General features: G+C 34.1%; 13 protein-coding genes. 2 read left to right on the top strand and 11 right to left on the bottom strand.

Annotation, left to right across the window (positions count from 1 at the left end; translation table 11 throughout):
• Positions 1 to 58: 58 nt before the first annotated feature.
• The gene (locus LKV13_RS02240; protein WP_373464040.1) at positions 59 to 2119 is read left to right on the top strand and encodes a cation:proton antiporter domain-containing protein; all 2061 of its coding nucleotides are present in this window, start codon (positions 59 to 61) and stop codon (positions 2117 to 2119) included.
• 3 nt (positions 2120 to 2122) lie between these two features.
• Positions 2123 to 3889: an aspartate--tRNA ligase gene (gene aspS / locus LKV13_RS02235; RefSeq protein WP_229088984.1), complete on the top strand. Its 1767-nt coding sequence runs from the start codon at positions 2123 to 2125 to the stop codon at positions 3887 to 3889.
• Positions 3890 to 3904: 15 nt separating this feature from the next.
• Here the strand turns inward: aspS and LKV13_RS02230 are convergent, their stop codons facing one another.
• From LKV13_RS02230 to dnaA, 11 genes are all read right to left on the bottom strand, one after another.
• Complete coding sequence (locus tag LKV13_RS02230) at positions 3905 to 4315, bottom strand: Hsp20/alpha crystallin family protein (protein WP_229088983.1); 411 nt, start codon at positions 4313 to 4315, stop codon at positions 3905 to 3907.
• Positions 4316 to 4530: 215 nt separating this feature from the next.
• A complete protein-coding gene (fbaA, locus tag LKV13_RS02225; protein WP_229088982.1) occupies positions 4531 to 5610 on the bottom strand; it encodes a class II fructose-bisphosphate aldolase in 1080 nt (359 codons plus the stop codon).
• Between the two features lie 126 nt (positions 5611 to 5736).
• Positions 5737 to 6792, bottom strand: coding sequence for an NAD-dependent epimerase/dehydratase family protein (locus LKV13_RS02220; protein ID WP_229088981.1), 1056 nt, complete (start codon positions 6790 to 6792; stop codon positions 5737 to 5739).
• Positions 6793 to 6917: 125 nt separating this feature from the next.
• On the bottom strand, positions 6918 to 7628 hold the full coding sequence (gene jag, locus LKV13_RS02215) for an RNA-binding cell elongation regulator Jag/EloR (protein WP_229089693.1): 711 nt from the start codon (positions 7626 to 7628) through the stop codon (positions 6918 to 6920).
• 9 nt (positions 7629 to 7637) lie between these two features.
• Complete coding sequence (gene yidC, locus LKV13_RS02210) at positions 7638 to 9260, bottom strand: membrane protein insertase YidC (RefSeq protein WP_229088980.1); 1623 nt, start codon at positions 9258 to 9260, stop codon at positions 7638 to 7640.
• Positions 9236 to 9601 carry a ribonuclease P protein component gene (gene rnpA, locus LKV13_RS02205; RefSeq protein WP_229088979.1) on the bottom strand — a complete coding sequence of 122 codons (366 nt, stop codon included), beginning with the start codon at positions 9599 to 9601 and terminating at the stop codon, positions 9236 to 9238. The genes yidC and rnpA overlap by 25 nt, the downstream gene beginning before the upstream one ends.
• Entirely contained in the window at positions 9582 to 9737 is a 156-nt protein-coding gene (gene rpmH / locus LKV13_RS02200) for a 50S ribosomal protein L34 (protein ID WP_229088978.1), read from the bottom strand. Before rpmH ends, rnpA begins: the two co-directional genes overlap by 20 nt.
• Before the next feature lie 90 nt (positions 9738 to 9827).
• Complete coding sequence (locus LKV13_RS02195; RefSeq protein ID WP_229088977.1) at positions 9828 to 10127, bottom strand: DciA family protein; 300 nt, start codon at positions 10125 to 10127, stop codon at positions 9828 to 9830.
• On the bottom strand, positions 10108 to 11175 hold the full coding sequence (recF, locus tag LKV13_RS02190) for a DNA replication/repair protein RecF (RefSeq protein ID WP_229088976.1): 1068 nt from the start codon (positions 11173 to 11175) through the stop codon (positions 10108 to 10110). Before recF ends, LKV13_RS02195 begins: the two co-directional genes overlap by 20 nt.
• A gap of 19 nt (positions 11176 to 11194) precedes the next feature.
• Positions 11195 to 12358 carry a DNA polymerase III subunit beta gene (gene dnaN, locus LKV13_RS02185; RefSeq protein ID WP_373464039.1) on the bottom strand — a complete coding sequence of 388 codons (1164 nt, stop codon included), beginning with the start codon at positions 12356 to 12358 and terminating at the stop codon, positions 11195 to 11197.
• 252 nt (positions 12359 to 12610) lie between these two features.
• Positions 12611 to 14065 (bottom strand): chromosomal replication initiator protein DnaA, encoded by a 1455-nt coding sequence (gene dnaA / locus LKV13_RS02180; RefSeq protein WP_229088974.1) that lies wholly within the window; start codon positions 14063 to 14065, stop codon positions 12611 to 12613.
• Between the last annotated feature and the right edge of the window lie 42 nt (positions 14066 to 14107).

Genomic DNA, 14107 nt, shown 5'->3' with positions numbered 1-14107 from the left:
GAACAGGAGAACCTTGTACAAAATAATGCTCATTCTAAACCCCATAGTTGCATTTGGCATGCTAGACTATGTACAAGACGCAGGCCCTCATGTTGAAGCTAAAATGTCTTCATTTTTAATGAGCCTGGCTATTATTGTAATTAGTGCCAGTTTCCTTGGTAACCTAGTAGGAAGACTCGGAGTTCCAAAAGTTATAGGACAAATAACAGCCGGAATTATCTTAAGTCCAACGTTCGTTGGAAGGGTTAAAATTCCCCTACTGTTTCCATTAGGAATTACTCGCATTGGAGACAATTACCTAATAAACGAGGAAATATTTGCGATCTCAACAATAGCCTCAATCATTCTGCTCTTCACAGCAGGCCTTGAGACTGACCTAAAACTATTCCTTAAGTTTTTACCTCGTGGAGGGTTAATAGGAACCACAGAGGTAATTGGTACCTTTTTAAGCTTCATGCTAATATCTACTATTCTTTTTGACGTTCAACTCATCAGTCCCACATCTCTTTTCATAGGTATCATTGGCACACCCACCTCCGCAGGAATTGCTGCAAGCATACTATCGGCAAAGAAAAAGATGAGCACCTCGGAAGGAGTTACGATAATATCCACTTCAATAATCGATGATGTCCTTTCTATGATAATGTTGACAAGTGTAATAACTATAGCAAGATCAATATCAGAACTTGATATTACAAGTTCAATTATAGCCACAATACAGAACATACTAATATGGCTCTGCTTAACATTTATATTGATTTTATTATCAGAACCAATCTCAAAATTGCTTAAAAGATTAAATAGCGTTACGCTAGCTACTGTAATAACTATTGCCTTAACTTTTATTGTCGCAAGCTTTTTCCAAAATCTAGGAATGTCATTTGTGATTGGAGCCTATGTATTCGGCCTTGCTATGTCAAAAACAGATATTGTGTATGTAATTCAAGACAAATTAACAATATTTGAAAGGTTTTTCATACCAATATTTTTTACATCAATAGGCCTTATGGCTGATGTTAATGAAATACTATCAAAAGAAGTCTTGATATTAGGAGTCTTGCTCAGTTGCGTGGCAATAGCAACTAAACTTGTATATTGCTTTATCCCGGCATGCTTCCTAGGCTTTAACAAGCTAGGAGCGCTGAGGATAGCTTTTGGGATGATTCCAAGAGGTGAGATATCGTTAATTATTGCAAATGTAGCGCTTTCTTCCGAATTCATAAGTCAGAAAATATTTGGAATAGTTATAATAATGGTTTTCTTGCCAACAATAATTTCAACGCCAATAATAAACTGGCTATTTAAATTAAATAAAAATGGGTTAAGAAAAATATTTAGAACAGAACAAAACACTCAACTCACAGTATCATTTGCATATGATAATTTGGCCAAAATACTTACATGGGATTTAAAAAATGAACTGAGGAAAGAGGGGTTTTTCACTCAACAAGTAAAGAATGATTTTTCACAGTACATCAATGCAAGACGAGATGACGTTTCTTTATCAATTAAGAGAGAAGGAAGCAAAATCACATTTGAATGCCCAAACAAACATTTAATGATAATACAAGACTTATTCAGAGAAACCATACTACATCTGGAAACAATAACTGAAGAGGTTAAAACAGCTTCTTTGAATGCAAAAAAATTAGACTATTCAATAAATTATGACAAAATACTTAGGAACATTAAACTTAATAAAAGAATTAAAAGGGAAAACATTATTCTAGAGCTCAAGGCAACAAACAAAATTGAAGCTTTAAGAGAACTTTTAGGTGTAATAAAAGTTGAAATTGACAAGGAGATGATACTGCAAGATTTAATGGCAAGAGAAAAGGTCATAACCACAGCCCTAAAGGAAGGATTTGCAATCCCTCACTTGAAGACAAATTTGATCAAAAAAATGCATATCGCTATTGGAATAAGCCATAATGGAATAGACTTTAATGCTATTGACAATAACTTAAGTCACATATTCATATTAATACTCTACCCAGCAAAGGATTATGTTAATTACCCTCCCATTCTAGCATCTATTGTGGGGAAAGTTGACCTAAATAAACAAGAAATGCTTAATGCTAAAACTGACAAAGAAATTTATAATATTATAGTAGGGTAAATTATGTTTAAAATTGTTAGGTGTAATCAGCTAAACAATAAGCTTGTAAATAAGAGAATAGAAATAAATGCTTGGGTCAAAAAAATTAGACATCACGGAAAAGTCACTTTTATTAACATCAGAGACAGATACGATGAAGCACAGGTGCTTGTAAATGACGAAGTCCTTCTGAGGAGGGTATCTTACATCAAGATGGAGTATTGCATTAAGGTACAAGGGAAATTAGAACTCAGACCTGTAGAGCTTTTAAATAAAGAAATGAGAACAGGAGCATTTGAGATAATTGCAGAAAACATAGAGGTAATCTCAAAATGCAACGAGCTGCCCTTTATGATTGAAGATAATAATAATGCAAGTGATAACGCGAAACTTGAATACAGATATCTAGATTTGAGACGAGAAGAACAAAAACAAAAAATAATACTACGAAGTAAGGTAACGCAAATAATTAGATCTTATTTAACAAAAAAAGATTTCCTAGAGCTAGAAACTCCAACTTTTGTAAAATCAACTCCAGAAGGTGCAAGAGACTTTTTAGTTCCATCAAGAATACATAAGGGTAGATTTTATGCATTACCGCAATCACCACAAATTTATAAACAACTTGCAATGATAGCTGGTTTTGATAAATATTTCCAAATAGCTAGATGTTACAGAGATGAAGATTCAAGGGGCGATAGACAACCAGAGTTCACACAACTTGACCTAGAGATGAGTTTTATAAAAAAAGAAAATGTCTTTAAATTAATGGAAGGCCTTATCTGTTACGTTTTTAAACAAGCACTCAATATTAAACTTCCCAAAAAATTTAGAAAAATATCCTATAAGGATGCGATGAACATCTATGGAAGTGACAAGCCAGATACAAGGTATGAATTGCTAATACAAGATATGAGTCATTACCTTAAGAAATCTTCATTCAACATATTCAGAGAAGCATTAAAAAGTAAGAAAACAATAAAAGCGCTTATAATCAAGAATGAAGCCCATAATTTCTCAAGGACTAGGATTAATAATTTAGAAGAGCATGCGAAGCTTTATAAGGTTAGTAATCTTTACTTTACAAAAATAGATAACAACAAATTTAAAGGTGGAATTGCCAAATTCTTAACTAACATAGAACGGACTTTAATTGAAAATTATTCCCTAAAGAATAATGATATCGTATTCTTTATATCTGACTCGTGGGAAAATGCTTGCAAAGCTATGGGACAAGTTAGAATAAAGATTGCAAACGAACTCAATGTAGTGAACAGAAATGCATTTGAATTCTTATGGATTGACAATTTTCCTATGTTTGAATACGACGAGGATGCTAAAAGATACAAAGCAGCTCACCATATGTTCTCGCTCCCTCAAAAAAAATACATTAATACTTTGGAAGAAGATCCAAGTAAAGTTTTAGGGGAGGTGTATGACCTCGTATTAAACGGAATGGAACTTGGATCCGGGTCCATTAGGATACACACAAGGGAACTTCAACAAAGGATATTTAACATAGTAGAGTTTGATGATGCAATGGCAGAAGAGAGATTCGGGTTCTTTTTAAAAGCATTAGAATACGGAGCGCCCATTCATGGCGGGATTGCGATTGGAGTCGACCGGCTACTGATGCTGATGACAAACTCAAGCTCAATAAAAGACGTGATACTTTTTCCAAAAAACTCATTTGCAGCCAGTCCCCTTGACAACTCCCCCTCCAGAGTTTCAAATGAACAACTATCAGAGTTAAATTTAGGACTTGAAGTCTATAAAAGTAAGGATGCCTAGGCATCCTTACTTTTTTTATTCAATTGAAATCTTTTTCTCTTGAGCCTTCTCAACAACTTCGGACTTTTTAGGAAGATTAATGATTAGCACGCCATCCTTTAGTTCAGATTTGATTTTGTTCTGATCAATATTAACAGATAACCTAAAACTTCTTGAGAAGGATACATCTCTTCTTTCCACTCTCAAGTACTTGCCGTTTTTCTCCTCCGTCTCATCCTTACTCTCATAGCTTATTGTCAAATAATCATTTTTAAGCGAGATGGAAACATCCTCCTTCTTTATCCCTGGCAAGTAAGCCTCAAGGGTGAATGAATCACCTTCATCCTTAATATTAACTGGAACATCTTGAATTCCTTTAGGACTCATAAAATCAAAATCATCATTCAAAAAATCCAAAAAACTCTTCTTATAATTTGTTAACCACATATACGCCTCCTACTTTACCACTTTATGCATAGATCCATGCAAAAACCATACCAAATATCTAACTCACATATTAAAACATAAGAGATAAAAAAAGCAATGACATGAGAACAGATTACACATTGATTACAATTAAGGACACCATTTATGTGTATTTATTATACATAAAAAGTCGCCCTCAAACCGGACGACAACACTTAACTTTTGTTACTCTTATTTCAATTTCTGTTAATATTATTAAGATTCTTACAGGCAAGCTTAACACGCTCTTTCATACTAATCTCAGCTTCTCTGAGCCACACTCTTGGATCATAAAACTTCTTATTTGGCACATCAGAATCCTTGCCATCACCAAGTTGACCCTGTAATCTATTTTCATTTTTCTTATAATAATTCAATACACCTTCCCAAGCAGCCCACTGAGTATCCGTGTCGATGTTCATCTTAACAACACCGTAAGAAAGCGCCTCATTAATCTCCTCTACAGTAGATCCAGACCCCCCATGAAACACATATGAAACAGGTTTTGGATTACTTGTTCCAGTTTTAGATATAACGTAAGCCTGGCCATCTCTTAACACCTTAGGAGTGAGTTGAACATTTCCAGGTTTATAAACACCATGCACATTTCCAAAAGCCGCAGCAATTTGGAAATTAGGACTAACCTCCATAAGCTCAGAATACCCATAATAAATATCCTCAGGAGTCGAAAATAATTCTTGAGGTGCCCTATTTGAATTATCAACACCGTCTTCTTCACCACCAGTGATCCCAAGTTCAATTTCCAAAAACATTTCAATCTTATCCATTCGTTCTAAAAATTTCCTAGATATTTCAATATTTTCCTTAATTGTCTCCTCTGACAAATCCAACATATGTGAAGAAAACAAAGGTTTCCCATGCTCCCTATAATATTTCTCCCCATACTCCAACAGCCCCTCAACCCAAGGAATTAATTTCCTAGCACAGTGATCTGTATGAAGCACTACAGGAACCCCATAGTATTCAGCCATCAAATGAACATGCAAGGCTCCAGAAATGGCTCCAAGTACAGAAGTCCCCTGAGGTTTTTCAATTTTTAACCCCTTGCCAGCAACGAAAGCAGAACCACTATTCGAAAACTGTATCATAATAGGAGAATTTATTTCCCTAGCAGCTTCTAAAACAGCATTAATTGAATTCGTACCTATGCAATTAATCGCAGGGATAGCAAACCCCTCATTCTTACATATTTCATACAAAGTGTGCAAATCTCTACCATAAACTACACCAGGCTTAATCTTATCTAAAACACCCACCTAGACCCTCCTTATAACATATATCTACATTATACACCCAAACCCCAAGAGCAATCCCAGATTAAAACAAAATCTAATAAAGCACAGATAATAGCACCAATTCATTTCAACCTAAATACAGCGAAGCTAGATTACTCTAGATTTATACCAGTTTACAAATTTTTTTATCCCCTCTTTAATAGAAGTCAAAGGCTTATAAGCAAAATCATTTTTAAGCTTTGAAATATCACAACAACTCTCCACAGCATCTGCTTTCTGCATAGGCAAAAAGTTTTTCAAGGCCTTATTCTCAAGAGCTACCTCAAGCTCATCAATAAAATTCATCAATTTAACAGCGTGTCCCGTCCCTATATTGTATATTTTATACGGAGCAAGTGAGCTTGAAGAACTAGGATTTTTTGTATCAAAACTGCCATCACTCTCAGCAGGTTTCTCGAGCACACTATAAATACCATCTACAACGTCATCAACATATGTAAAATCTCTGGCCATATCTCCGTTATTAAAAACATCAATAGTGGTATTTTTTGAAATTCCATCTGCAAACAGATACAAAGCCATATCAGGTCTACCATAAGGACCATAAACCGTAAAAAAACGCAAACCCGTAGTTGGAATACCAAAAGATGAGCTGTAAGCATGCGCTATTACCTCATTAGACTTTTTACTAGCCGCATACAAATTTAAGGGATGATCCGTAATATTGTCCTCACAGGAGGGCATATTTTCATTTATCCCATAAACTGCGGAAGTTGAAGCATAAACAAAGTGCTTGATATTCTCCCTGTGTATCCTACACGCATCCAAAACATTAAAAAACCCAACAATGTTAATTGAGATATAACTGTCTGGATTTTCAATGCTATCTCTAATCCCCGCTTGGGCTGCTAAATGGCAAACATGGGTAAACTTATACTGAGAAAAAAGACTCAATATATGCTCCTTATCTAGAATATCAAGATAAATAAAACTCAAATTATCGTATATATTGCTCTTAATAACCTTTCCGCTCTTTATCTCCCCACGCTTTAATCCCAAAACTTCCAATCTCTCATATTTCAACCCAGATTCATAATAGTCATTCAATACATCTATACCCAAGACTTCATGCCCACTATCAGCAAGCTTTTTAGCAACATGAAACCCAATAAAACCCGCAATACCTGTTAAAAACACCTTCAAACGCTAACCCCTTAGCAAAAGCCCCGCCAGCAATACCCCAATCAACGAGCCGGCACCCCTTTAGATATAACCCTTACGACTATTGGCAAAAACTTATTAACAAGCAAAGGATTGAGACGGGCTTGTTAATATCCCCTTCTTTGATAACTACGAACATTGCCGCTGTACTTACTGTTCCTAACGTAGGAAACCCTTACTCTCTTTAAGTTTCCATCCCCCTCGCTTTCTGTCCTAATATCATTATAACGATTCAAAGTAGTATGAATAATCCTTCTCTCAAAAGGATTCATTGTTGGCAAAAGGACAGAACGTCTACTTCTTTTTACCTTATGCAGAGAGCTTATTGCTAGATTAATAAACCTTGACTTAAACCTTTCTCTGTAATCCTCAATATCTAGTATAACCTTGTTAAAATTACCATCTTTCCCTACAAGTTTAGAAGCATAAATATTGGCCAAAAGCTGCAAAGCATCCAAATTACGTCCCTCTCTCCCGATTAATATGCTGGGACTGTCCGTTTCAATAGATATTTTAATATACTCACCTTCACTAGATTCAATCTTTAAATCAACACAATAACCCATCCTAGTTATTGTATCCTTAACAAAACCTAAAACCTTATTATAAACATCGTCACTATATCTAACCTCAGAGCCTCTACTTTCCTCCCTTACATGAGGAGATACTCGTATCTTAATCATCTCTTTTTTAAACAAAAATCCAACTTTTTCCTTATCTAGAATCTCTACGTCAAATTCCCCTTCTCTTAAATCAAGATCCCTCATTGCCTTTTTAATAGCTTCTTGTTCTGTCTTTCCATAAAATTCGTAACTCATCATTCCTCCTTAAGACACGTGCTTCTTTATATAGTACTGCTGTAAAATGGTGAAAACATTTGTTGTAACCCAATAAATTAAAAGCCCCGACGGCATATCATAAAGTATGAAAAAAAACATAATCGGCATTCCAAAATACAAAAATTTCTGCTGACCACCAAGATTCTTAAAATCAACATTAGAGCTGACAATTGTAGAAAATAGCTGAGTAAACATCATAATAAAGGGCAAAATCCTAACATCTGTCCAGAAGAAAACTTTATACCCGAAATAGTACACGCTATCCCCAATTGATAAATCATCAACCCAACCTGGAATAAAACTAGCCCCCCTCAGCAAAAAGAAATTATTTACAAGCCCATAAAGAGCAAAAAATACAGGAAGTTGCAAAAGAATAGGAAAACACCCTCCAAGAGGATTAACACCTTCTTCCCTATAAAGCTTGCCCATCTCCTCATTTAGCCTCCTAGGATCATCTTTAAACCTAGCCTGTATTTCTTTCATCCTAGGTTGCAATTTAGAAAGTTCTGCTGTGGCTCTGAAACCCTTAAAAGTCAAGGGGAATATAAGTATCCTTACAACAATTGTCAAAAACATTATCGAAAGCCCCCAATTGGGAATAACGTTATAAAAAATTTGCATTATCAATTGCATGGGAACTTGAATGAAATGCAACAAGCTCTTCTCAACAGATATGCCAAACTCCATATCAGACAAACCAAAGCTATTCTCCTGCTCTGTGTCAAAAATATCTAGGTACCTATTATCCCTAGGGCCTGCATAAATATAGAAGGTATCGTTAATGCCCTTGTTATTTGCTTTATTTGAAATGAAAGCCTTTAAACCTCCATTTTCATTTCTAAACTCAACGTTCATATCTTTCTTTGAAACCAAAATCTCAAAATACTTGGTGCTAGCACCCACCCATTTAGGTCCAACAACACTCAAACCATCCTTACCGTACCTAAACTTAGTATCATAATAAATAGCATGAGACAAATAGCTGCTGTATTGAAGCCTACCCCTATCACTCAATTTTTCAACATTAGAACTTAATACAAATTCATAAGAATCAATATCAAATCGATTACCAGAACCAAGACTATCTAATAAAATTTCAAGCTTTATTAAATATTCATCTTTCTTTGAAAACTTGTATCTTTTCGTGTATTCATAAGTTATACCATCGTATTCGATATTGGTTTTAAAATCATGTGTATAGTCATCAACCTTCTTATAAGAGAATAAATTTTTGGCCAGTCCATCAAAATTAACATAGTAAAAACTTTCTTTGCTCATGCCAGCATTAATCAACTCAGTAGGCTCTTTTTCTAAATTTAAATGGCTCTTAAGCCTCAAGGAAGTCAAATTTCCTCCAAATGTTGAAAACACAGCATAGTATACGCCAGTCTCAATCTTAATATCTTCAGAATTAACACTTAAACCTAAAATATAATCTTCATCAGCTAAAGAAGCATCAACATCGAAACTCTTGTTTAAATTAAAACCAACCTTTTTGTCTACCACAGGAGAAGATTTTTGAGAAAAAAAGACGTCATTAATAAGCATAAAAACACCGACAAAGACCAACGACAAATAAACAGCTCTTAAAATTCTTTTGTTCTGCCCCACACTTCCCTCTTATCGATATCCGAAAATAGAGTCATCATTAGCGTTTCCACTTCACAATAGTCAACACCTGCCTTCTGGGGAAAAATTAAGAAGATAAAATCAAGACCACCGCCCCTAAACAAATGCGACTGCCTCCTAAAACACTCCCTAAAGAGCCTTCTGACGCGATTTCTCCTGACAGCACCTTTAAAAACTCTGGGAAACGTAACAAGAACCCTAGAAACCCCCAATCCTGCACGCTCATAAAATACACTAAGCCCACCCATCCGAATCAATTTACCTTTTCTAAAAATGCTTTGAATTTCCGCCCTTGTCCTTATGCTAGTATTTCTTCTTTTCATCAGAAACAGTCAATCTCGTTCTCCCCTTAGCCCTTCGCCTTGCAAGAACAAGCCTTCCGCCTCTAGTCTTCATCCTAGCTCTAAATCCAAACTTCCTGTTCCTCTTAACCCGACTCGGCTGGTACGTCCTCTTCAAAAAAATCCTCCAATTGAAAACATTCCCTATTGCTAACGCACAAATTAAACACTGTAATACTATATTATACAACCACAATTGTCAATAAATTCATTTTATCAAAACCTTTATATCCACTATCTCAATACCAGTAAAATCCTTTATTAGCTTTACTATCTTCGACTTTCGTAAAGAAACACTATACAAAACACTTGAATTTTTAACTCCAACATACAGCACTTTATTGTCCTTCAGATTCAATAATCTTACACTACCCGAAAGCTCGCCAAATATCATCTTCCAATTTTGAGAAAGCACTAAACTAGCATTTAGATTTTTATTAGAAATAATATCTGAGTTTAAATATTTCTTAAGCACATCGCCCACTTTTTTAAAGTTCAAATCTTCCATTTTTAACCCTATATACTACAAAGCTATTATTTCTTCCAAGATCATAACAATCATCCAGAAAAGTAAAAAAGCACTGAGAGCTTTTTGGTAAAACATCAAACACTCTTCTTCTTTTTTTCCTGTCTAGCTCCAAAAACACATCATCGAAAAGCAAAATAGGCGCCGCATTATATCTCTTGTTGAAAATAAGAACCTGAACAAGCCTGTAAATTAAAGAAAGCGTTCTGTTCTGCCCCGTTGAGGAATGATTTGTAAAGATCCTTTCTCCATCTAACACCTCATACAAATCCCTATGAGGTCCTATTAAGGTATTCCTTACAAGAAGTTCATTTTTCTCGTTTGAAAGCAAAGTTTTTAAAAATTCATCTCTTTCGCTAAACTTAACAGAAGGCATATATCTGACCTCTAGGTGATAAGAAACACCAAAAATTAAGGAATAATAGTATCGAAAAATCTCATAAAAGTGCTTGATAAAATCTTCCCGCATCTTTGTTACCATAAGGGCGTAATCAACAAAAGTTTCATTGTAAACTTTAAGTAATCTTTTATTTCCCTGCCTTAAGATCAAATTCCTCTGCTTTAAAATCTTTCGATATTTCCTAAGGGAATCAACATAGCCTAAAGAAGTAAGACTTATTGCCTGATCAAAAAACCATCTCTTCCTGGCGGGAGTTCCAACAATAAAATCAACGTCGTAATTTGAAAAGACAACTACGGGTATATTCAGTATCAACTCCTTCCTGTCCTTTATAATGCTATTGTTAACTCTTATTTCTTTTTTTTCATTTCTGAGCGATATATTAATTTCCCCTTCACTTCCATTAGTATTGTAAAAACATTTTAAATAACACTCCTGTTCTCCATATTTGATAAGCTCTTTGTCCGTATTGACCAGAAATGAGGAAGCAAAGGCAAGATAATAAATAGCATCAAGTAAATTAGTTTTTCCCGCACCGTTCTCTCCACAAAAATAAATGTTGTCAAAATTAAAGTCGATAACCTGATTCTCTATGTTTTTAAAATTACAAAGCTCAATTTTACTTATCATCTTGCCTTAACAAAGAATATCAATTTAGAATCATAGGCATTATTAGGTGAGTAAAGTCATCATTGCCAGGCTCTCCTAGTTTTAACACATCCCCTTGACTAAATTTTATTTCCAACCTAGGAGTGTCAAATACACTAATTGCTTCAGTAAGGTATGCACTGTTAATAGCGATAACTTCCTCATCTCCTTTGTAGTCGTAATTGGGAACTTGTACGAAAAATTCTCCTCTTCTTCCTGTAATCAAATCCTCTGCCACAAGTTTTAATTGATCAACTAAAAAGCTTAAAATGACCTTTCTAGATCTCTTATCCGTATAGGAACTTACTCTTGCAAGTCTATCTTTTAAAACGCTAACTTCAACCAAGCACTCATTTTTCTGTTCCCTCGGCACGATGCTTTCATAATCGGGATAATTTCCACTTATAAGGCTGCATGCTATTTTGTAATTGTTAAACTCAACATAAAACTTTTTATCCGAAATTTTTACTCTTACCATCCCCTCTCCAGTCATCATTTGTCTTAAAAAATTAAACATTTTGACGGGTATAATGAAGTTAATATCTTCTTCAGACACTAATTCTGTTCTATATATAGACATTCTATGTCCATTGGTTGCAACAAATATCAACCTGGATTCTTTATCCTTTGTAAAATAGACTCCGTTTAAAACGTTTTTAGATTCATCTGAAGATGCTGCGAAAGAAACCTTATTTATAATCCTTTTAAGCTCATTTTGACTTAGTTCAACCGCAAAATTATAAATTTCTCCATTTATCTCGCAATCGTAACTCTCAATTTCATCGTTGGGAAAAGTCGGTTCACTCAGCTGATCGTTTGTTTCGTCGTCATGCTTACTTTCAGATTCTCCACTGATCTTCAGTTTGCTCTCATTCTCATCAAAAATTATTTTCAACTCATCGTACAAATTTAGTGCCTTTACTGCATCTGAAAAATTTGAAGCATTTATTAATACTTTAAAGTTTTCTGAGGAAACGATAGGGACTGTGCTTTCAAAAAATATATTTCTATCTGTTGATTTTATTGTAAGGTTAGAATTTTTTACCTCAAACAATATTGCACTCCAAATATCGTTTATATTTCTGTTTACAATTATGTTCTTGGCTTTGTCAATTTCATTGGAAATTTGACCTGTGTCACATAGTACTAATTTTTCATTCAAGATTTTACCCTCTTTGGCTTATTATATTATCATCATTTGGTTTTAATAAGTTTAGTTTTTAATAGGATTTTTGTTTGGTTATCTTTTATATTTGTTAGTAGTTGTGTTAGTAGAGGATTGTCTAATTGTCGAATTCTTCTTATTTGATTATGCTAAAATGAATAACATATGTCGAATTGTTTGTCCAATTGTCTGTTTTTTTGTTGAATTTTTTGTTTAAATTGTTCAAAAGTATTTTAATTTTTATGGATTTTATCAGTTTTTGTTGATTTTGTTCATAAGTTCTATGATTAAATTGTTAATTTCTAGGTCATTGTTTCTTTCTTTATCGATCTTATTTATTGAATAAAGTACGGTTGAGTGAGTTTTTCCTCCGATGATTTTTCCTATTTCAATTGTCGAAAGCTCTGTAAAATTCCTCAAAAGATATGCATAAATGTGTCTTGCTTTTGTAATTTCTGGTTTCTTACTTCTTCCTTCAATGTCTTTATTTGTGAGTTTTAATTCCCTCAGTATAACTTTTTTTATGTTCTCAATGTCTACTTTGTTATACTCCTCTTTATCATTTTCTTCGCAAGCTATTATTTCTTTAATAATTTTGTCTACTGTATTGATATCGATTTTTATATTCTCAAGGTCTATATAGGCCTTTAATTTTGTTATAGCCGATTCCAAATCTCTTATGTTTGTTGTGACTTTTCTTGCGACTAGGTTTAGGATGTCTTTTGGAACTTTAATGCCGCCCTCTTCGGCCTTTTTTTCTATAATAGCTACTCTTAATTCAAAATTTGGTTTTGATATATCTACATTTAATCCCCTTGTGAATCTACTTTTTAATCTATCTGTAAAATTTGTAAGCTCTGAGGGCGGCCTGTCACATGTAAATACCATTTGCTTGTTATCTTCGTAAAGAGCATTAAATGTGTGAAAAAGTTCTTCTTGTATTCCCTCTTTTTTTTGCAAGTCATGAATGTCGTCTATTAAAAGCATATCCAGATATCTATATTTCTTTTTGAATTTTTTCGTCTCATTTGTTTTTATGCTTTCTACGAATTCGTTTAAGAAATTCTCAGCAGTTACATATAGTGCTTTCAGTTCCATATGTAGTTCTTCTGCTCTATTTCCTATACTCTGGAGCAAATGAGTTTTTCCAAGACCGACTCCACCATAAATCAAGCATGGGTTGTACTTTTTTCCGGGGTTTTTTGCTATTGATAAACTTGCGTTATATGCAAGTTTATTATTTGGGCCTATGATGAAGTTATCAAATGTATATTTTTTTTTCAAAAATGGATTTCTGTATTTTGTATGAATATCTTCTTTTGTGAAATGTTTGTTTGTACTTTCTGTTACATGCTTGGTATAGCATATAGAGGGCTCTCTTTTTTTGTGTAAATTTTGTTGCACAGAGATTTCTTTTAAGTTGGGGTTTTTGTATTCCATGTTGTCGGGGTTAAGTTCATTTTTTTTGCTTGTAAATTCGATGTTAATTTTTTTGTAGCCTTTCTCAATTAGGATTTCTTTTATTCTTTTGGAGAATCTTTTTTCCACTTGATTTTTATGGAAAGAATTTGGAGCAAATATTTGTATATTTTCGTTGGCCACATTTATGAAATATAGATTTTCAAACCATATATAAAATTCTTCATCAGATGTTTCTTTTTTTATTTCTGCTAAAATTAAACCCCATATGTCTTTTCCTTTTTGCATTCCTCTTCCTCGTTGGCTCTGGCGATTATAAGCACATCCTCG

It is taken from the genome of Candidatus Borrelia undatumii, assembly GCF_020882015.2.
Classification (GTDB): Bacteria; Spirochaetota; Spirochaetia; order Borreliales; family Borreliaceae; genus Borrelia.
Note: the sequence above shows the minus strand (reverse complement) of the source record. Positions and strands in the feature narration are given on the sequence as shown.